Source organism: Streptomyces sp. NPDC039480, assembly GCF_055597165.1.
Genome location: NZ_JBVITX010000008.1, coordinates 73625 through 93016, shown reverse-complemented (window position 1 = coordinate 93016; position 19392 = coordinate 73625). Strand labels below are relative to the sequence as shown.

20 protein-coding genes are annotated in these 19392 nt (G+C 71.6%); 4 read left to right on the top strand and 16 right to left on the bottom strand.

What is annotated here, in order from left to right; all coding sequences use genetic code 11:
* Nucleotides 1-7: 7 nt before the first annotated feature.
* The 9 genes from ACZ56E_RS24640 to ACZ56E_RS24600 form a co-directional block, all read right to left on the bottom strand.
* Nucleotides 8-1090 carry a 2-aminoethylphosphonate ABC transporter substrate-binding protein gene (locus ACZ56E_RS24640; RefSeq protein ID WP_471217347.1) on the bottom strand — a complete coding sequence of 361 codons (1083 nt, stop codon included), beginning with the start codon at nucleotides 1088-1090 and terminating at the stop codon, nucleotides 8-10.
* Between the two features lie 48 nt (nucleotides 1091-1138).
* Nucleotides 1139-1936 (bottom strand): ABC transporter permease, encoded by a 798-nt coding sequence (locus tag ACZ56E_RS24635; protein ID WP_471217346.1) that lies wholly within the window; start codon nucleotides 1934-1936, stop codon nucleotides 1139-1141.
* Nucleotides 1923-2888, bottom strand: a complete 966-nt coding sequence (locus tag ACZ56E_RS24630) for a 2-aminoethylphosphonate ABC transporter permease subunit (protein WP_471217344.1) — start codon at nucleotides 2886-2888, stop codon at nucleotides 1923-1925. The genes ACZ56E_RS24635 and ACZ56E_RS24630 overlap by 14 nt, the downstream gene beginning before the upstream one ends.
* Nucleotides 2881-3933, bottom strand: coding sequence for an ABC transporter ATP-binding protein (locus tag ACZ56E_RS24625; RefSeq protein WP_471217343.1), 1053 nt, complete (start codon nucleotides 3931-3933; stop codon nucleotides 2881-2883). Before ACZ56E_RS24625 ends, ACZ56E_RS24630 begins: the two co-directional genes overlap by 8 nt.
* Nucleotides 3933-4628 carry an HAD family hydrolase gene (locus ACZ56E_RS24620; protein WP_471217342.1) on the bottom strand — a complete coding sequence of 232 codons (696 nt, stop codon included), beginning with the start codon at nucleotides 4626-4628 and terminating at the stop codon, nucleotides 3933-3935. The genes ACZ56E_RS24625 and ACZ56E_RS24620 overlap by 1 nt, the downstream gene beginning before the upstream one ends.
* A gap of 5 nt (nucleotides 4629-4633) precedes the next feature.
* Nucleotides 4634-5758: a TIGR03364 family FAD-dependent oxidoreductase gene (locus tag ACZ56E_RS24615; protein ID WP_471217341.1), complete on the bottom strand. Its 1125-nt coding sequence runs from the start codon at nucleotides 5756-5758 to the stop codon at nucleotides 4634-4636.
* A 133-nt stretch (nucleotides 5759-5891) separates the two neighbouring features.
* Nucleotides 5892-6686 (bottom strand): GntR family transcriptional regulator, encoded by a 795-nt coding sequence (locus ACZ56E_RS24610; protein ID WP_471217337.1) that lies wholly within the window; start codon nucleotides 6684-6686, stop codon nucleotides 5892-5894.
* Nucleotides 6687-6781: 95 nt separating this feature from the next.
* Nucleotides 6782-7663, bottom strand: coding sequence for a hypothetical protein (locus ACZ56E_RS24605; protein ID WP_471217336.1), 882 nt, complete (start codon nucleotides 7661-7663; stop codon nucleotides 6782-6784).
* 1070 nt (nucleotides 7664-8733) lie between these two features.
* Nucleotides 8734-9936 (bottom strand): ROK family transcriptional regulator, encoded by a 1203-nt coding sequence (locus tag ACZ56E_RS24600; RefSeq protein ID WP_471217335.1) that lies wholly within the window; start codon nucleotides 9934-9936, stop codon nucleotides 8734-8736.
* Nucleotides 9937-9992: 56 nt separating this feature from the next.
* Between ACZ56E_RS24600 and ACZ56E_RS24595 the strand changes: the two genes are divergently transcribed.
* From ACZ56E_RS24595 to ACZ56E_RS24580, 4 genes are all read left to right on the top strand, one after another.
* Nucleotides 9993-11129, top strand: coding sequence for a Gfo/Idh/MocA family oxidoreductase (locus ACZ56E_RS24595; RefSeq protein ID WP_471217334.1), 1137 nt, complete (start codon nucleotides 9993-9995; stop codon nucleotides 11127-11129).
* Nucleotides 11126-11605 (top strand): heme-degrading domain-containing protein, encoded by a 480-nt coding sequence (locus tag ACZ56E_RS24590; RefSeq protein WP_471217332.1) that lies wholly within the window; start codon nucleotides 11126-11128, stop codon nucleotides 11603-11605. Before ACZ56E_RS24595 ends, ACZ56E_RS24590 begins: the two co-directional genes overlap by 4 nt.
* A 130-nt stretch (nucleotides 11606-11735) precedes the next feature.
* On the top strand, nucleotides 11736-12626 hold the full coding sequence (locus tag ACZ56E_RS24585; protein ID WP_471217330.1) for a radical SAM protein: 891 nt from the start codon (nucleotides 11736-11738) through the stop codon (nucleotides 12624-12626).
* A 10-nt stretch (nucleotides 12627-12636) separates the two neighbouring features.
* Nucleotides 12637-13047, top strand: a complete 411-nt coding sequence (locus ACZ56E_RS24580) for a nucleotide triphosphate diphosphatase NUDT15 (protein ID WP_468082755.1) — start codon at nucleotides 12637-12639, stop codon at nucleotides 13045-13047.
* A 27-nt stretch (nucleotides 13048-13074) separates the two neighbouring features.
* Here the strand turns inward: ACZ56E_RS24580 and ACZ56E_RS24575 are convergent, their stop codons facing one another.
* From ACZ56E_RS24575 to ACZ56E_RS24545, 7 genes are all read right to left on the bottom strand, one after another.
* Nucleotides 13075-14769, bottom strand: a complete 1695-nt coding sequence (locus tag ACZ56E_RS24575; protein WP_471217329.1) for a hypothetical protein — start codon at nucleotides 14767-14769, stop codon at nucleotides 13075-13077.
* A 44-nt stretch (nucleotides 14770-14813) separates the two neighbouring features.
* The gene (locus ACZ56E_RS24570) at nucleotides 14814-15656 is read right to left on the bottom strand and encodes a trypsin-like peptidase domain-containing protein (RefSeq protein ID WP_471217328.1); all 843 of its coding nucleotides are present in this window, start codon (nucleotides 15654-15656) and stop codon (nucleotides 14814-14816) included.
* Nucleotides 15657-15797: 141 nt separating this feature from the next.
* The gene (locus ACZ56E_RS24565) at nucleotides 15798-16403 is read right to left on the bottom strand and encodes a hypothetical protein (protein WP_471217327.1); all 606 of its coding nucleotides are present in this window, start codon (nucleotides 16401-16403) and stop codon (nucleotides 15798-15800) included.
* 85 nt (nucleotides 16404-16488) lie between these two features.
* A complete protein-coding gene (locus ACZ56E_RS24560) occupies nucleotides 16489-17346 on the bottom strand; it encodes a fumarylacetoacetate hydrolase family protein (RefSeq protein WP_471217326.1) in 858 nt (285 codons plus the stop codon).
* 115 nt (nucleotides 17347-17461) lie between these two features.
* Nucleotides 17462-18229: a YidC/Oxa1 family membrane protein insertase gene (locus ACZ56E_RS24555; protein WP_471217766.1), complete on the bottom strand. Its 768-nt coding sequence runs from the start codon at nucleotides 18227-18229 to the stop codon at nucleotides 17462-17464.
* 153 nt (nucleotides 18230-18382) lie between these two features.
* Nucleotides 18383-18703: a DUF6412 domain-containing protein gene (locus tag ACZ56E_RS24550; protein ID WP_468601516.1), complete on the bottom strand. Its 321-nt coding sequence runs from the start codon at nucleotides 18701-18703 to the stop codon at nucleotides 18383-18385.
* 77 nt (nucleotides 18704-18780) lie between these two features.
* The gene (locus ACZ56E_RS24545) at nucleotides 18781-19311 is read right to left on the bottom strand and encodes a winged helix-turn-helix transcriptional regulator (protein ID WP_471217325.1); all 531 of its coding nucleotides are present in this window, start codon (nucleotides 19309-19311) and stop codon (nucleotides 18781-18783) included.
* Nucleotides 19312-19392: the final 81 nt, after the last annotated feature.

Below are 19392 nucleotides of genomic sequence, written 5' to 3'. Positions count from 1 at the left end.
AGACGGTTCAGCTGCCCGTCGCCGACTTCCAGTCCTCCACGTACGACTGGAGGTTCTCGGAGATGTCCTGCCAGTCCGGCTCGAAGATCTCCACACCGTCCATGATCTTGTCGAGGGCGATGGCGTTGGCGTCGGTGGCCTTGATGTCCTCGCGGGCCGGGAAGCCGCCGCCGATCTCGCTGACCTGCCGCTGGGCCTGCTCCCCGAGGAGGTGGTCGAGGAACTTCTTCGCGTTGGCGTCGTGGGGGGCCTTGGCCACCAGACCGGCCGCGTAGGGCAGCGCGAACGTGGTGGGCCTGTCCGGGTTCTTCTTCGTCGCGGGGAACCAGATGCCGAGGTTCGGCATGTCCTTGGACTGCGCGTAGTTCATCTGGACGTCGCCGTTGGCGGCAAGCAGTTCGCCCTTGTCGACCTTGGGCGCGAGCTTGCCGGTGGAGGCGGACGGGCCGACGTTGTTGGTCTGCAGCTTCTTCAGGTATGCCATCGCCGGCTCCTTGCCGCCGAAGTCGTGCATCGCCTTGATGAGCACGGCGGTGCCGTCGCCCGCGACGCCCGGCGTGGAGTACTGCACCTTGTTCTTGTACGCGGGGTCGGTGAGGTCCTCCCACGTCTTCGGCGCCTTGCCGCCCGCCAGTTCCTTCTTGTTGTGGATGAACCCGAAGTAGTTCTTCACCACGGCGGTCCACTTGCCGTCGGCGGCCTTGTCGGCGCCGCCGACGTGGTCGGACCCCTTGGGCTCGTACGCCTGCAACAGGCCCTTCTCGTCGGCCTGCTGGATGAACGGCGGCAGGGTGATGATGACGTCGGCCTGCGTGTTGGACTTCTCGCGGACGGCGCGCTGCACCATCTCGCCGGAGCCGCCCTCGACGTAGTTCACCTTGATGCCGGTCTTCTTCTCGAAGTCCTTGAAGACCCGGTCGTACCAGCCGTCGCCGTTCTCGCCCTTGAGGCCGTCGGCGCTGTAGACGGTGACGACCTTGTCGTCGGACGCGGCCGAGCTGCCGCCGCACGCGGTGAGGGAGCCCGCGAGGACGAGGCTGCCGGTGACGGCGGCGAGCGTTCTGATGCGGATGCGGGTGTGACGCGACATGACGTTTCGTACTCCTTGAAGTCGGCTTGGAGAAGTCGGCTTGCGGGGTCAGCGGTAGGAGGCGCGGGTGCGGACGCGGGAGACGGCGAGGAGCACGAGGAGCGTGGCCGCCATGAGGACCACCGCGAGGGCAGCGCCGGTGAAGGTGGACCCGCGGTCGGTGGCCGCGTAGATCCGCACGGGGAGCGGTGTCCAGTCCGGCGGATAGAGCATCATCGTGGCGCTCAGCTCGCCCATGGAGAGGGCGAAGCAGAGCCCGGCGGCCGCGTTCAGGGACGGCAGCAGGAGCGGCAGTTTTACCTTCCACAGGACGTACGAGGGCCGGGCGCCCAGCGACGCGGCGGCCTGTTCGTACGCCGGGTCGAGCCGCGCGATCGCGGCGGTGACCGACTGGTAGGCGAACGCCGTGACCAGCAGGGCGTGCGCCAGGATCACGATCCACCGCGTCCCGTTGAGGATCATCGGGGGCTTGGAGAAGGCGACGAGGACCGCGAGGCCCACGACCACGGACGGCACGGCGACGGGCAGCACGAACAGCGCGTCGAGCAGCTTGCGGCCGCCCCTCTTGAGCGAGGCGGCGGCGAGCGCGGCCCAGGAGCCGACGGCCAGCGCGAGCAGGCTGGCGCCGACGGCGGTGACGAGGCTGGTGGTGAGGGCCTGCAACGACTCCCCGCGGGTCGCCGCCGCGTAGTGCTCGCCGGTGAGTCCGGACGGGAAGGCCCCCGACCAGTGCTCGGAGAACGACGCCGTGAGGATCACGAGCAGCGGCAGCGCGAAGAGCGGCAGGAAGAGCACGGCGAACAGGACCCAGGTGGCCCACTTGCCCTTGCGGCTATGCACCAACACGACGGCTCACCACCCGGTACAGGCCGTAGAGGCCCACGGAGATCACGATGTTGACGACGGCGACGACGCACGCCGCGGGATAGTCGGCTTCGAGCATCGCCTTGCTGTAGACGAGCATCGGCAGGGTCGTGACCCCCTTCGCCCCCGTGAAGAGGACGATCCCGAACTCGTTCAGGCACATGACGAGGACGAGGCTGCCGCCGGCGGCGAGCGCGGGCAGCGCCTCGGGCAGGATGACGCGCCGCACGATCCGGGCGGGCCTGGCCCCGAGGCCGGCCGCGACCTCGATCTGCGCGGTGTCGAGCTGCGAGAACGCGGCGAGCAGCGGCCGCATCACGAAGGGCGTGAAGTACGTGATCTCGGCGAGCAGGACGCCCCACGGGGTGGTCAGGAACTGGAACGGCCCCTCGGCGGCACCGGTCGCGTCCGTCCACACGCCGTTGGCCATGCCCTTCGTGCCGTAGATGAACAGCAGGGCGAGGGTGATCAGGAAGGACGGGAAGGAGAGGAAGACGTCGATGAACTTTGCGACGGCCTTCCCGCCGGGGAACGGCACGAACGCGATGATCAGCGCGAGCGCGAACCCGAGCACGAGACATCCCACGGTCGCCCCGACGGCGAGCCACACGGTGGTCCCGAGCGCCTCCCGGAACGCCTCGGAGGCGAACACGTCGGAATACGGCTGAAGGGAGGTCCCACCGGTGTCGGGCTGCACCGACTGCTGAACGACGAGGAAGAGGGGGTAGAGAAAGAACACCCCGAGAAGGACAACGGGCGGCAGCACCCACACGAAAGACGGCACTTGGCGCCCGAGCTGCCCCTGCTGTGGGCAGGCGTTCCGCACGGCGATGGGGGCGCCCCCTGCTCGAGCGGAGTCGAGAGCTTGGGGGAGGGTGGGCACAGCCTCCGGTGCCGGGTCACTTGAACGGAGGCGCTCGGCAGGACTACCCATCGGTCACCCCTCCGGCCAGGAGCACCGCGTCGTCGGGCGCGAAGTGCAGCGTGACCTCGTCCCCGAGGCCAGGCGGCGTCCGCAGCTCACGGACGTCCGCCTTGACCCGCTCCCCGGCCACCTCGACGTACAGCCGGTGCGTGGCGCCCCGCCACTGCACCTCGGCGACCCGCCCGGTCAGGGCGTTGGGCCCGTCCCCGAGCCCGACCAGGTGCGGCCGCACGCACAGGGTGGCGGCCGCCCCCGGGGCGGCTCCCCCCGTGTCCGCCTTCAGCGACACCCCGCCGAAGGAGACGGCCCCCGTCTCCACCGTCACCGCGAGGAGGTTCGCGTTGCCGACGAACGACGCCGTGAACTCCGTGCGCGGCGCCCGGTAGAGCTCCTGGGGCGTCCCGCAGTCCCGCAGCCGTGCCCGGTCCATGACGGCGATCCGGTCGGCGAGGGTCAGCGCCTCGACCTGGTCGTGGGTGACGTACAGGATCGACACGTCGGGCAATTCCCGGTGCAGCCGGGCGAGTTCGGCCAGCATGCCGGAGCGCAGCTGCGCGTCGAGCGCGGAGAGCGGCTCGTCGAGGAGCAGCACGCCGGGCCGGATGGCGAGCGCCCGCGCGATGGCGACCCGCTGCTGCTGCCCGCCGGACAGCTCGCGCGGGAACCGCTTCGTGTACGCGGCCATGCCCGTCATCTCCAGGGCTTCGGCGACCCGTCCGGGGATCTCCGCCTTGGGCGTCTTTTGCGCCTTCAGGCCGAAGGCGACGTTGTCCGCGACCCGCATGTGCGGGAAGAGGGCGTACTGCTGGACGACCATGCCGATGCCCCGCCGGTGCGGCGGCAGCGCGGTGACGTCGCGGTCCCCGATGAACACCCGCCCCGCGGCGGGCCGCACGAAGCCCGCGACGGCCCGCAGCGCGGTGGTCTTGCCGGAGCCGGAGGGTCCGAGCAGGGCCATGACCTCGCCGGGCTCGACGGTCAGGTCGAGGGAGTCGAGGACGGTGTTCCCGTCGTACGCGACGGAGACCCCGTCGAAGCGGATGCCGCTGCCCATCAGCCGACTCCCCGGAGCAGCGCGGGCAGTTCGGCGACGGAGCCGAGCACGTGGGTGGCGCCGGCCTCGCGGAGCGCGGCGTCGCCGTGGGCGCCGGTGAGGACACCGGCGACGACCGAGGCGCCGGCGCGTACGCCGCTGAGCATGTCGTACGCCGTGTCGCCCGCGACGGCGACGTCCCGGACGCCGGCCACGGCACCGGTCCGCAGGAACGCGCTGAGCACCATGTCGGGGTAGGGGCGGCCGCGGCCGCCCGCGTCGGCGGGGCAGAGGGTCAGTCCGACCAGGCCCCGCCACCCCAGCGCGTCGAGGATGGCGTCCTGGGTGACCCGGGCGAAACCGGTGGTCAGGACGACGGTGCGGCCGTCGTCCGCGAGCTCCTCGATGGCTTCGCGCGCCCCGGGGACGGGTGCGATGCGGCCGCCGTCGACCAGCGTCCCGTACGCCTTCTCGAAGGCGGTGTTCGCCTGCTGCGCGAGCTTCTCCTCGCCGAACAGGTGCCGGAAGACGGAGATCTTGGACTCGCCCATCGTGGCGCGGACGTACTCCAGTTTCGCGGCGTGGTCCGCGGAGTCCGGTTCGACGCCGAGCTCCCGCGCGGCGGCGGCGAAGGCCTGCTCGACGAGGCCGCCGTCGGCGACGGTGGTGCCTGCCATGTCGAGCACGACCAGGCCGATGTGTTCGTTCGCGGTCAATTCGCTCACCATCCCAGTTCGTCGGCGGTCTGTTCGGCGATCGCGGGCGAGCAGGTCATGCCGCGCCCGCCGGGCCCGGTGACCAGCCACACGCCGTCGCGCACCCGCTGCCGGTGCACGACGCGGCTCGGGTCGACGCACTGCGCGTACACCCCGGCCCAGCGCCGCCTGATCTTCGGCAGCGGGCGGCCGAGGAAGCCCTCGACGACCTCGGTGAGGTGGTCGTAGGGCTCCTCGACGGTGTCGAAGGCGAAGGGGTGCTCGTACTCGTGGGTGTCGCCGATGGTCAGGCCGCCGTCCGCGCGCTGCACCATGAGCAGCTGCATCTTGTGCTCGGCGGCGGTCGGCGTCTGGGCCTGGCCTGCGTTGAGCGCGTCGAGTGCGGGCGACTTGTACGCCGGGTAGTAGCGGAAGCTGTCGGCGTCGGCGACGGAGGTGGTGAGCGGTTCGCCCAGCGGCTCGGTCTGCATCATCTGGAGGCGTACGCGGCGCACGGGCAGGTCGGGTCCCGCCAGCTCGCGGACGAGGCCGCCGAGCCAGGCGCCGGTGGCGAGGACGACGACATCACCGGTGTGCACGTCGCCGTGGTCGTCGCGGACCGCGCTCTCGCCGACGACCTCGCGGACCTCGCGGCCGGGCAGGAAGGTGTAGCGCGGGGAGGCCAGGAGGGCCTCGCGCAGCCGGAGTTGGGCGGTGCGCGGCTCCACGGCCGCGTCCCGCTCGCACCACAGGGCCGCGGTGAACTCACCCCGTAGGGCCGGGTTGAGGGCGCGCGCCTCGTCGGCGCCGAGCAGCTTGTAGCCGCGGGCCGCCGCGTCCGGGCGGGCCAGGGCGGCCTCGGCGACGGCGCGCTCGCGTTCGTTGCGCACGAGGGTGAGGGAGCCGTTGGCCCGGAAGCCGAGGCCCGGCACGCGTGCGCCGATGTGCTCCCACAGCTCACGGGCGCGCAGGGCGGTGTCGAGCTCCTCGCCGCCCGCCCGGCCGCTCACCCATATCTGCCCGAAGTTGCGCAGGGACGCCCCGCGCGCCTCGCTCTCTCGCTCGATCTGGACGACCTCGTGGCCGCGTTCCACTGCGTGCCAGGCGTGCATGGTTCCCACCACGCCGGCTCCTACGACGATGACTCTCACGGCGGCAACGCTCCTGGGGACCGGTGTCCCGCGCGGGGCCGGACGGCAACGGGACGGTGAACGGCCACCCAAGCTTGGCCTAGACCCGTTACGTTTCCGTTATGCGGCTGAGGCTGTTCGCGGGACGGCCGCTTCAGCCGAGACGCGTGGTGAACGAGAACCGGTCACCCCGGTAGAGGGTGCGCACCCGCTCCAGCGGGCGGCCCGAGGTGTCCCGCGACAGCCGGTGGATGAGCAGCATGGGCAGCGCGGGCGGCGTCCCGATGAGCAGGGCCTCGCGCGGGGTGGCGAGGACCGTCTCGATCCGCTCGTCGGCGTCGCCGAAGGAGATGCCGATGCTGTCGCGCAGGTACGCGTAGAAGGAGGAGTCGGGCTCGAAGTCGGCGTCGAGCCGCGGCACCCGCGCCACGGAAACGTACGTGCTCTCCAACCCGACCCTCTCCTCGTCGGCGAGGAGCACACGCTCCATGTGCCAGACGGGCTCGCCCACGTCGGCGCCGATCTCGCGGGCGAGCGCGGGCGGGCACGGGAACCGGTCGAGGGAGATGAGGTTACGTCCGGGGGTACGCCCCTGCCGCCGCACGCCCTCCGTGTAACTCGCGAGCGACAGCGGCTGCTCCAGCTTCGGACCCGCCACGACGGTGCCACGCCCCTGCCTGCGCAACCGCCCCTCCAGGAGCAGTTCGCGCAACGCCTGCCGCACGGTCTCGCGCGCCACTTCGTACCGCTCGGCGAGATCCCGCTCGGTCGGCAGCGGCTGTCCGTCCCCCAACTCCTCGATGAGCGCGGCGATCCTCGCCTTCACGGCGTAGTACTTCGGGATGCGGCCGTGCTCGGGGATGCCGGAGCGGATGGGGGCGCCCGGCGCCTGGTCGAGCAGGTGGGCGGGGGGATGCGCGGGGTGGTGCGCGGTGTTCGGGTTGTCCACCTGGGGATGTTCGCAGACGTACGTGAACGGGGGTCGCCGGAGCCGGCCTGTGCCCGTGCCCGTGCCCGTGTCCTTGCCCGTGTCCGTGCCCGCGTTCAGCGCCACCGGACCCGCAGGCGGCGGGCGGCCCACAGGGCGAGGACGCCGCACCCGACGAGGACGACGGCTCCGGCGGCGGCGATCCGCGTGGCGAGCGGGACGTGCCGGCCGGTCTCGGCGAGCTCGGCGCGCAGTTCGGCGGGCGGCTCGGCGTCCCGGTCCGGGGAAGCGGCGGGGGCGAGGTCGAAGGGGTAGTCGTTGGAGGCGCCGACCCAGTCGCCGTCGCCGTCCCTGCGCTGCACCACGGCGGCGGACGCCACGACGTGGTTGGGGCCTGCGTCGGCGGTGAAGGCGAGCCGGACCTTGACGGTGACGGTACGGCCCGGTGCGACCGTGAAGCCGCCGAAGCCGTCGTCGAAGACACCGACGTGCTCGCCCTGCCCGGTCCGCTCGAACGCGACGGGCCGCCAACGCGTCCCGTCGTGGAACCGCAGCCGCATCTGCCGGGGCGTCAACGTCCGCTGCTCGTCGACGAGGACGAGGATCGGGTGGATGTTGGCGCAGGGTTCGCCGGTGGCGTTGGTGAGGTCGACGGTCCAGTCCTCGTGCGCGCCGCCGGGTTCGTAGTCGGCCGGCCCCCGGCGAATACGGGTGTCGATGGGAAAGTCGACACGGTCCTCATCCACACAGGTGGGCCCTCGCATCGCCGCCCGCGCCCCCTTCCGCTCCCGCTCCCGGTCCTGGGCCACACGGACCCCGGACTCCCCGGGCGCGGCGGCGCAAGAATCCCGGACCACGCCCCCTGCCACCACACACCCCGCCCCGTCGCCACCCCGCGCGACCCCCTCCGCGGCCACACCGGGCACGGCGGACACGAGGGCGGCGGCTGCGACGGCCACGGCGGTGACACCGAAGGCGAGAGAACTGCGGAAGCCCATGAAAGACCTTTACTTGGCGCCGACCGGCAGATGGGGGACGGGGACGAGGGTGGAGGGGACAGGGGCGTACGAACAGCTGGGGAGGCAGACGGACGGGGGACGGAGACGGAGGCTCGGGAGCCGGCTGACCAGGCGGACGGACGGAGGGCGGAGACTCGGCAGCCAACGGACGACAGCGGACGGACGAGGGACGAAGGCGGAGACTCGGGAGCCGCCGGACGACACGGAGACGGACTCGGGGCCGGCAGGCAACACGGACGGACGAGGGACGAAGGCGGACGGGCAGGAGCTGGCGGACTACGCGGACGGACGGGGGACGAAAGCGGAGACTCGGGGGCCGGCTGACGACGTGGGCGGACAGGGGACGGGGAGCGGAGGTCCCGGGGTCGACGGGCGGCATGGCCGGACCGGACCGCGCCGGACCACCGGACGGCACCAGACCAGACCGGACCGCCGGACGGCACCAGACCAGACCGGACCGGACGGCGCCGGGCCGGACCGAACCCACCGGACGGCCCCGGACCACCTGACCTCACCGCATCGGACCAGACCGGACCAGACCGCCGGACGGCACCGGACCACCGAACCGGACCGAACCACAGGACGGCACCGGACGGACACCACATCGGACCGGCCCGGACCGGACCACCCGACGGCACCAGACCAGACCGGACCGCCGGACGGCACCAGACCAGACCAGACCGGACGGCGCCGGGCCGGACCGAACCACCGGACGGACACCGGACCACCTGACCTCACCACATCGGACCGGCCCGGACCGGACCACCGGTCGGCGCCGAACCGCCGGACAGCACCAGCCCACACCGAGCCGGACCACCAGCCAGCACCGGACCGGACCACCGGACGGACACCGGCCGGGACCGCACCGCACCGCCCCGGAACCGATTCCGATTCCGATTCCGATTCTGACCCTGCCATGCGTGGGCGACGCGGCCACCCCACCACCGCCTGACAGGCCCGACCGGCCCACCCAAGCCCCCCGTTCAGGCGAGATCCCCACCCCCGCGCATAACTCCCGGCCGTGACACCCACCAACCGCCAACCCGCCCTCAACGCACCGGAAAAGCCACCTCCGCTCGCCCGAAGAGCGGTGCCAGGACGAGCTGCGCCGCCCCTTCCGCCACCCCGCGCTCACCGCCGGGCGCGAGGCTCACCGGCACCCGGAGGGTCCCGCCCCCGCGCCGGACGCGCTCGGCGACGACGGCGCCCACCCCCCGTACGAAAAGGTCCCCCGCGGCGAAGACGGTCCGTCCGCCGAGGAGGACGTGGTCGATGTCGAGGAGGCCGACGAGATTGCCGGCGGCCGTACCGAGTACCCGCGCCGCCTCGTCGAGATCCCCCCGGCCGACGGCCGCGAGGCAGAGCGCCTCCACACAGCCCCGGTCCCCGCACTCGCAGGGCGGCCCGTCCATCTGGAGCACCTGGTGGCCGAACTCGCCCGCACCCGTACGGGCCCCGCGGTGCAGGGCGCCACCGAGCACGAGCCCGGCACCGAGCCCCGTACCCAGATGGAGGTACGCGAAGGAGTCGGCGGCACCGGCGAGAGCGAGGCCGAGAGCCGCGGCGTTGGTGTCCTTGTCGACCACGACGGGCAGCCCGAGCCGCTCCGAGAGCACATCCCGCAACGCGAACCCGTCCCATTCCGGGAACCCGGTCACACGGTGCAGCACCCCCGCCGCATGGTCCAGCGGCCCGGGCAACGCAACCCCAACCCCAGAAACGACACCCCCACCAGCACCGGTGCCGGTGCCGGTGCCGGTGCCCCAGTCACTGACACCGCCGCCACCGCCACCGCCACCCCCGTCCCCGACAACGCCGCCCCCGGCGAGCAACCCCCGTACCTCCCCCACCGCCACCTCGACCACCGCCTCCGCTCCCGCGCCGAAGGCGAGAGGGGCGCGGCGTTCGGCGACCACCGTGCCGGTGAGGTCGACGAGGACCGCCGTCAGTTCGTCACGGTCCAGGTGGAGACCGACCGCGTGCCCCGCGGCGGGGACGAGGCGCAGCACCGTGCGGGGCTTGCCGCCCGTCGAGGCGCGGCGGCCCGCCTCCGCGGCAAGACCCTCCGCCCGCAGCCTCGCGGTGATCTTGCTGACGGCCTGCGGGGTGAGCCCGGTGCGCTCGGCGAGCTCCAGGCGGCTGATGCCCGCCTCGCCCGCGGCGCGCAGCAGATCGAGCACGAGCGCGGCGTTGTGCCCGCGCACGGCCGGCAGGTTCACTCCGGGGTTCACCCTGTTCACGTACGACTTCACCAGCCCATTGTCCCGCCCGCTTGCACTTTGGCAACACCGTTGCTTAAGTGGAGGACATGACTGGCACAGGTACTGGTACGGGTACGAGCACAGGGAACACGGACACGGGGAGCACAGGCACGCGCTCTCCCCTCCGCGTCGGCCTCGTCGGATACGGCCTCGCGGGTTCCGTCTTCCACGCCCCGCTGATCGCCGCCACCGAGGGCCTCGTCCTCGACACGGTCGTGACGTCGAACCCCGAGCGGCAGGCACAGGCCCGCGCCGAGTTCGGCGACGGCCTGCGCTGCGCGGCCTCGGCCGACGAGCTGTGGGAGCGGGCGGCCGAGCTCGACCTGATCGTCATCGCGTCGCCGAACAAGACGCACGTGGCGCTGGCCACCGCCGCCCTGAAGGCGGGCCTGCCGGCCGTCGTGGACAAGCCGGTCGCGGGCACGGCCGCCGAGGCGCGCGAGCTCGCGGCCCTCGCCGACGAGCGCGGACTCCTCCTCTCCGTCTTCCAGAACCGCCGCTGGGACGCCGACTTCCGCACCCTGCGCAAGCTGCTCGCCGACGGCGATCTCGGCGACGTATGGCGCTTCGAATCCCGTTTCGAGCGGTGGCGGCCGAAGCCGAAGGGCGGCTGGCGCGAGTCCGGCGACCCGGAGGAGATCGGCGGTCTCCTCTACGACCTGGGCAGCCACGTCGTCGACCAGGCCCTGGTGCTCTTCGGCCCGGCCGTGAGCGTGTACGCCGAGTCGGACGTCCGGCGCCCGGGCGCGGAGGCCGACGACGACACGTTCCTCGCGCTCACCCACGCGAACGGAGTCCGCTCGCACCTCTACGTGAGCGCCACCACCGCCCAGCTCGGCCCGCGCTTCCGTGTCCTCGGCTCGCAGGCGGGCTATGTGAAGTACGGCCTGGACCCGCAGGAGGCCGCGCTGCGCGACGGCAAGCGCCCGGCCACGGATGACCCGTGGGGCGTGGAGCCGGAGTCGATGTGGGGGACGGTCGGAGCCGGCGAGTCCCCGCCGACCGGCGGCGGCCGCCCGCTGCCGAGCCTGCCGGGCGACTACCCCGCGTACTACGAGGCGGTGGCGAACGCCCTGCGCGGCACCGGCGAGAACCCCGTCACCGCGCACGAGGCCGCCGCCGCCCTGGACGTCCTGGAAGCGGCCCGCCGCTCCGCCCGCGACGGCGTGGCGGTGACGCTGTGACCACGCCCGCCGTGACCCCGCCGACCATCGACGAGCTGGAGGCCCAGGAGCGCCGCCTGGTACTCCCCCACTTCACGTACGACGACGCGTGGACGCTCGGCACGCTCCTGGTGGAGCTGGCCCGCGAGCGCCGCGCCCCCGTGGCGATCGACATCCGCCGCGGCGGCCAGCAGCTCTTCCACGCGGCGCTGCCCGGCTCCACCCCGGACAACGACGCCTGGATCGACCGCAAGCGCCGCGTCGTGGAGCGCTACGGCTGCTCCTCCTACCTGGTCGGCTCCCGCTTCCGCGCCAAGGGCACGACGTTCGAGGACTCCTCCCGCCTCGACCCCGACGTGTACGCGGCCCACGGCGGCGCGTTCCCGATCGCGGTGGCGGGCGCGGGGGTGATCGGCACGGTGGTGGTCTCGGGCCTGCCCCAGGTGGAGGACCACACGCTGGTGGTGGAGGCGTTGGAGCGGTTCACCGCAGCCTGAACGGTTCGTCACAGCCGGAACGGTTCCTCGCAGCCCGAACCAGGATTGTTCAGCGCAACGAGTGAAAACCACTCGCTTGAACGAGGGGAAGCGATACTCCGGGGCCCCACGGACCCCATAGTGTCCGTCCATGCAACTGCCCGCGTTTGTAGACCTGCGTCCCATCGGGCGTTGCAACCTCAGCTGTCCCTTCTGCTTCGGCCCCCGCCACGAGGTCCCCTCGATGCCGCGGGAAACGGCGCTGCGCATCGCTTCCGTTCTCCGGGACTCGGGCGTGCGAGGTGTCGTCATCTCCGGTGGAGAACCGACACTGCTGCCCTACCTCCCGGAACTGGCCGAGGAGTTGAGCCGCACGCTGCCGTCCGGGCGGCCGCCCCGCGTCGTCCTCAGCACCAACGGCCTCGCCCCCCTGAAATCCATGCAGCGCCTGCTCCCCCACCTCTCCTGGCTCGCCCTGCCGCTGGAGTCGAGGGACGCGGTGGAGCACGGACTGCTGCGCACCGGCAGCCCGGCACCGCACCGCGACAGGGTGCTCGACCTGCTGACGGAAGTGCGCAAGAACCACGAGCACGTCCGGGTGAAGCTGGGCACGGTCGTCACGCGCCTCAACGTGAAGGGCGCGCCGCACGTCCTGGACCTGATCGAGGACGAGGCCTCGCTGCCCGACGTGTGGAAGGTCTACCAGATGTCCGAGACCAACTACGGCGCGGACAACAGGGACTGGCTCTCCATCGGCGACGCGGAGTTCGAGGACGTCGTCGCGGAGTGCGAGGAGGCCGCGCGGCGGCGCGAGGTGTCCTTGCGGGTGTACCGCAACTCGACCCGCACCGGCAGCTACTTCTTCATCGATCCGGACTGCGAGATCGTCGTCGTCGACGAGGGTGAGGAACGGAGGATCGGGAATCTCTTCGAGAAGCTCGCGGACCGCACGCTCCGGCCCGCCGAGCTGATCACCCCCGCCAGGAACGTCGAGAACTTCGCCGGCACGTATCCGGACCCGGACGGCCCACCGGCCCTGTGAGGAGCTCCCGATGACAGCGCATGTACGCGTAGGTGTCCAGGCGATCGTCCGCCTCGGCGGTGACGTCCTGCTCGGCCTGCGGGCCAACTGTTTCGGCGCGGGCACCTGGGGCCTGCCCGGCGGCCATCTGGAGGTGGGCGAGTCCCTGACGGACGCCGCCCGCAGGGAGCTGGCCGAGGAGACCGGCATCCACGCCCTGGACCTGCGGGTCGCCTGCGTGACCGACCCGGACCCGGCGGCCAACCACCACATGCAGGTCGGCGTCGAGGTCGTCGACTACACCGGCGACATCCTCGTACGCGAACCGGACCGCTGTCTGCGGTGGCAGTTCTGGCCCCTGGACGCGCTGCCCGAAGCGCTCTTCGTCGGCTCCGCGGGTGTCCTGAGAAGCATCAGGGACGGCGCGGTGCACTGCCCCTGATCCGCCACGCGGCTGCTGGGGGCATCTCTACTCCTGGCTCTTGCTCCACCGGTCGTCGGACTGCGTCGTCATCAGCGCGCGCAGCCTCTCCTTGTGCTTCTCCTCGTGCATGCCGAACTGCTCCCATGTGCTGGTCAGTTCCCACTGCGTACGGAACGCCGCCAGGCTGTCCTCGTAATACTTGCTGTCCTTCAGGAACTGGTGCTCGAAGACGCTCAGGCCCCTGCGGGTGCGCTGCAGCGGATTCATCGTGATGTACGGCTCGAAGAATCCCGCTTCCGATGTGAGCAGCGTCGACCCTGATATGTCGGTGGGCGTCAGCTTCAGTTCGATGTGGTCGGGGAATCGGGCGCGCAGGTCCTGATAGGAGGCGATGACCGGCAGGAACGTCTTCTGGTAATACGTGCTCGCCCGTACCCGGCCCACGATGTTCTGGTGGCTCACCGGCTCCGAGTCCGCGCTGTGCTGCAGAAAGATCGCGAGATTGTTCCAAGGACTGCTCAGAATCACGTGGAAATAGGTGCCGCGCTCCAGGGCGCGATGAATCTGCCAGTAGAAGATGTCCAGGTCGGCGAGGAAATACGAGGCGCCGGCGTGCGCGGTAAGCCGGATCACGTTCCGCTCCGCGTCGATCGCTTTCTTCTTCGCGGTGTTGCGTACGTCGTTCTCCTGCGGAGTGTACGTACGGTCGATCCGGTACGGCAGATCGTCCGTCTGCACCGTGGCCGCCCGTAAATGCGCGAGCGCCTCTCGGATCGCGAGGGTCTGGGCGTGTTCCCTGCCGAGCGCCTCCACGGCCATCTCCTCGGCGCTCTCCAGCAGCACCACGGCCCGCCGCCGGCGCAGCAGACTCCCCGAGCCGCCGCTCGCCGCCTCGAACTCCGCGACGGCCAGGGCCGCCTGGGCCACGATGGTCTCGCGGTGGGTCGCCCCCAGGAACGCCGACGCGTTGAGCTTCACGATCTCCAGCTCGCCCAGTTGCCGCTCGCTGAGCTCCACGTCGTGCCCGGCCGCGGCCGCCTCGAACGTCGCCGTGGCGAGGGCGCGCCGGGCGGCGATGGCCGCGGGGTGGTCGCCGCCCTTGAGGGCGATGGAGTGCTCCGCGGACCGGTCGAACTTCTGCAGGGTGTCGTGGATCCGGTCGATGTCCTTGCCCGACCTGGCGACCTCCAGCCGCACCAGGTCGGCGGTCAGCCGGGCGTCCGGGTCGTCGCCCGGCCGCGTGTCCATCTCCTCCAGCGCCTTGCCGGCCCAGAAGTCGGCGTCCCCCAGGTCGCCCCTGCGCAGGCTGACGGCGCTCAGGTTGGCGAGGATGCGGCCCCGCTCGGGGACCTGGCCGCCCCGCTCGGCCCTGCTCAGCGCACGGCCGAGGACGAGCCGGGCCCTTTCCAGTTCGCCGTGCTCGGCGAGCAGCGAGCCCAGCTCGTTCCAGACGGACGCCGCGTACACCGCGCGGTCCGCCTCCACGATCTCCATGTGCCGCAGGGTCATGTCGGCCACCGACAGGGACAGCGTCTTCATGCCGAGGGCGCTCAGCAGTTTGGCCAGATGGATGAGCTGTTCCGCCCGTAACTGCTGGGACCTGTCGGCGGGATCGGGCCTGCGGACGTGCTTCACATAGGCGGCCAGGCGGCCCTTGTCCTGGTGGCGCGGCCCGGCGGGCGCCAGGAGCATCTCTTCGGCGACGGCTATGGCGTCGTCGAGGTACCGCATCGTCGTCATGGTCCCTCCCGGGAGGTCGCCGGCCCACGTGCCGGGATGCTGGGTCAGCGGCGTATCCAGTGCACTGCCACCACGGAGTCGTGGCCCGCCTTCTTGAGGGCCTCGGCCACGGCGGCACTGACCCGGAGCTTCTGCTCCGTCTCGGCCGCCTCCACCGAGTAGGGCCGGACGGCCAGGGGCCACTGGTCCCTCGCCAGGTCCTCGATGCGGAACCGGAAGCGGTCGAACTGCCGGACGGCTTCGCGGATCGTGCCCGCGTAGACCGTGTCGCCCTCTGTGCCACCCGCCGTGCCGGCCGCCGCGCGCCGCTCGACGACGAGTCCGAGGACCGCCGCCGGCCGGTAGGGATTGCCGCGCTCCACCGGGCTGCCCGCGTACAGGCCGTAGTCGTCGAAACTGGCGTGGCAGTTGAGGCGCAGGGCGCAGATCTTCACGCCCTTCTGGGGCTCGCCGTATTCGTACGAGACGTCGGCCACGGTGCCCGTCAGCACGTCGTCGGTCTCCGGGGGCTGGTGGGTCGCCTTCCACAGCTCGTCGCGGCGGGCGTCGTCGAAGCAGACTCCGGGGAGCTGGACGTCCTCGCCCTCGGCGAAGCTGAGGTTGAGCAGGGCGAGGTCGGACCGCCGGTCGTAGTCGAGCACCCCGCCCGTGACCTGCTTGCCGTCGGAGAGGCGGAGCATGACCGGATCGAGGCCCTTGAGCTCGCGGGCCTTGAGGCAGTGCGCGGCGGTGAGGGCGAACTCGCGGGTGAGCCGCACGCCCGAGCCCCGACGGCAGCTCTCGTCCTGCCCGAGACCTTCGTCCCGCCGGCAGTCGTCCCCCCGTCGGCATTCGCCGCCCTGTCGGCAGCCGCTCCGGAAGATCTCGATGAAGTGCTCGTCGTACACCGCGGACCAGCCCCCCGTCCGTGACCCCTGAGCGAACCCCCGCCATCCCTGAGCGAACTCCCGCTTTCACCCGGAAGACGCCATGGTAGCCAGAATCGGTTGCTGTGGAATGGGCCCGTGGCACATCTCCTGGAATATTCGTCAGGGTCGGTCAGGAGTTCGTCCGGGGTCGATCGGGCGTCTGCGCCGTGGATTCGGCAGCCTGAACCGCTTCAGCCGCATCGACAACTTGCGTCTCGCGGAGATCCGTTCCGGATGGACCTCGGCGCGCAGCAGCGACAACAACCGGCGGTCGGCTTTCCGTGACTTCTTCACGGCCTTCTTGAACGCGACCCAGAATGCGTCGTTGTCGCTGATCCGGGGGTTGTTCTCGCGCTGGGTGTGCCAGGTGCCCCAGGCGATTTTCCACCGCCTGCGGGCGGCGAAGGCGTGCTTGCAGGCGGCGAGCAGTTCGTCGCTGCCGTAGATCTCCAGGCGGGCGAGGAGCGGGGACATGTCGTCGGCGGGGGCCGTCTCACCGGCCCGCCGTTCGGGGAAGGCGCCGGTCCGGCGGACGGCCTCCCTGAGGTCGGCCATCCGCCGGACGGCGATCATCACTTCGTCGTAGACGGCCATCCGCCGGTCCCACACGCGGTTCTCGTGCTCGCGTCTGGTCGTGGCCCGCTGGATGAGCCACGCGCTGGAGAACGTGGCCAGGGCACCGAACGCCGTGCCGGTGAGCGCCGCTTCGGCCGGAGTCAGTCCCATGGCGTCATCATGGCGCGCCGGCGCCCCCGGCGAACCGGGAACGCCGGCCCCGCGTCCAGGGGGCGGGCTGCGCGTTCAGCACGGCCTACGCGTCCTTCAGCTCCTGCCGCTGCCGCCCGAGACCCTCGATCTCCAGCTCCACCACATCGCCCGCCCGCAGGTACGGCTTCGGCTCGGGCTGTCCCATCGCGACGCCCGCGGGCGTACCCGTGTTGATGACGTCACCCGGGTACAGGGTCATGAACTGGCTGACGTACCGCACCACTTCGGCGACCGGGAAGATCTGGTCGGCGGTGGTGCCGTCCTGCTTCAGTTCGCCGTTCACCCAGAGCTTCAGGGAGAGCGCCTGCGGGTCCGGCACCTCGTCGGCGGTGACCAGCCAGGGGCCCAGCGGGTTGAACGTCTCGCAGTTCTTGCCCTTGTCCCAGGTGCCGCCCCGCTCGATCTGGAACTCCCGCTCCGACACGTCGTGCGCCACCGCGTACCCCGCGACGTGCGCCAGCGCCTCCTCGTGCGACTCCAGATAGCGCGCCGTACGTCCGATGACCACGGCGAGCTCGACCTCCCAGTCCGTCTTGACCGAGCGGCGCGGCACCAGGACGGTGTCGTCCGGGCCGACCACCGTGTCGGCCGCCTTGAAGAAGACGACGGGTTCGGCGGGCGGCTCGGCGCCGGTCTCGCGGGCGTGGTCGTGGTAGTTGAGGCCGATGCACACGACCTTGCCGATCCGCGCCACCGGCGGTCCGACGCGGAGCCCCTCGGCCGCGAGTACGGGCAGGTCGCCCGCGTCGGCGGCGGCCCTGATCCGGTCGAGCGCCGCCGCGTCGGCGAGCACGGTGCCGTCGAGATCGGCGACTACCCCCGACAGGTCCCTGAGGGCCCCGTCGGCGTCCAGCAGCGCGGGGCGCTCCGCCCCCGCCGTACCGACTCGCAGCAGTTTCATGGTCAGTCTCCCTTGGTCGAGCGTGGCCCGGCCGATGGGGTGCGGCCATCGGAGGATTGGTCGATCGTCCAAGGTCCCTGTGCCGTATGCAATACCCGGTTCACGTACTGGACCATTACCCGGCGGTAGCCAGTGCGCCCGCCCCGCCTGGCATGTCCCGGTACAGCACCGCCCGCTCGACCGCGCTCCACGTCGTGCTGGTCACCACATACAGCGCGGCGGCCAGCGGCACCACGGCCACCGTGAACAGAGTCATGAACGACATCAGCGGCATCACCTTCGTGATCGCTCCCATGCCGGGCACCTGCTGGTCCCCGGCCTGCCCCTGCGGCAGCGGATTGGCGGCCAGCTGCACCTTCGTACGCCGGTAGTTGAAGGTGGCGACGGCGGCGACGACCACGAACAGCGCCACATAGACCAGCCCCTGCGACCCGAAGACCCCGCCGTCGGCCAGCGCGTCCGTCCACCGGCCGCCGAGCGGCGCGGCGAAGAGGGTGTGGCCGAGCAGCGCGTTCGCCTCGCCGCCGATGCCGGCACTCGAGAAGAGGTGGTAGAGGAGGAAGAAGGCCGGCAGCTGGAAGAGGCTCGGCAGGCAGCCGGAGAGCGGCGACACCTGCTCCTTCCTGTGCAGTTCCAGGACGGCCCGCTGGAGCTTCTCGGGGTTCTTGGCGTGCTTCTTGCGCAACTCCGCGATCTGCGGCGACAGCTTGGCGCGCGCCTTCTGCCCGCGGGCCGCGGCACGCGACAGGGGATGTACGAGGAGTCGTACGCAGGCGGTGAACAGGACGATCGCGGCGGCGGTCGCCGAGCCGTGGAAGAACGGTTCGAGCAGGTCGGCGATGTGCTCGACAAGCTCCGCGAACAGAGACATGAACGCGGACAGGAAATCGGACATGGAGAAGCCCTCCGAGGGATCCGTCGTGCCGGAAGAAGACCGGAAGAAGACCGGAAGAAGAAGCGACGGGAAGACGTCGCGTCGTCGGCGTGACGGCCCGCGAAGGGCTGGGTGGGGCGGGGGTGTTGCGGTACGGAACCCCTACGCGGCCGTCAGGAGGGGACGGCCGGGTGCTCGGGGGCGCGTGCGGCCCCGAGCATCGGGGTCGCGTTGCGGCAGGAAGGCGGTGCGCATCTCGCGGTCGCGGATGGCCGTGCGCACTCTGGTGCGGGGCACGGCGGGCGCGCAGCGCGCGGCGATCACGGAGCAGACGGCGAGCGCGGAGGCCGCGGCGGCGGTCGCGGCGAGCGCGACGGCTGAGGCGAGGCCTCCGGTGTCGACGAGGACGACCTCGACGAGGAGGAACAGGAGGAGCAGGGCGGGGCGAGCGGCTGCTGTCCCGTTACGGATGACGTCCCGCATGGCCCCCTCCTCACATCTGTCGTACTGCCGTTCAACAGTGCTGCCTTCAGCAGTACTGCCTTCAGTAGTACTGCCGTTTATACAGGATCGACGTCGACCGGCTGAAGGAGCCTGCGGGGCCGGGCGAGCGCCCGGCTGACCGGATCCGCCGGCTCCGGATCGAGTCCGGGGCCGGGCAGCATCTCGACGTCCGCGAGGGGGACGGGCCCGCCGCAGGCCGGGCAGTCGCCCACGACGCCCAGTTCCGTGCCGCACCGCGCGTGCCGGAAGTACCGCAGCGGCGCGCTGCCGGGGATGTGGTCGCGCCCCCACAGGCCGAGCGCGCGCAGCGCGGGCCACAGGGCCTCGCCGCGCTCCGTCAGCACGTACTCGTGCCGTCTGGGCGCCTCGGCGCACGGCCGCCTGTCGAGGACCCCTGCGGCGACGAGCGTCTGGAGGCGCGCGGCGAGGACGGCGCGCGGGATGCCGAGGTGGACGAGGAAGTCGTTGTACCGCCGCACTCCGTAGAGGGCGTCGCGGACGACGAGCAGCGTCCAGCGCTCGCCGACCACCTCCAGCGCACGGGCGATCGAGCACTCCTGCGCCGCGTAGTCCTTGCCGAGAGCCATGGCCCCACTCTAACCACTTTTCGCGTACGAGGTTCAGTGAACGAACTTCAGGTGCTACGGTCACTCACCGCACCGAGTTCA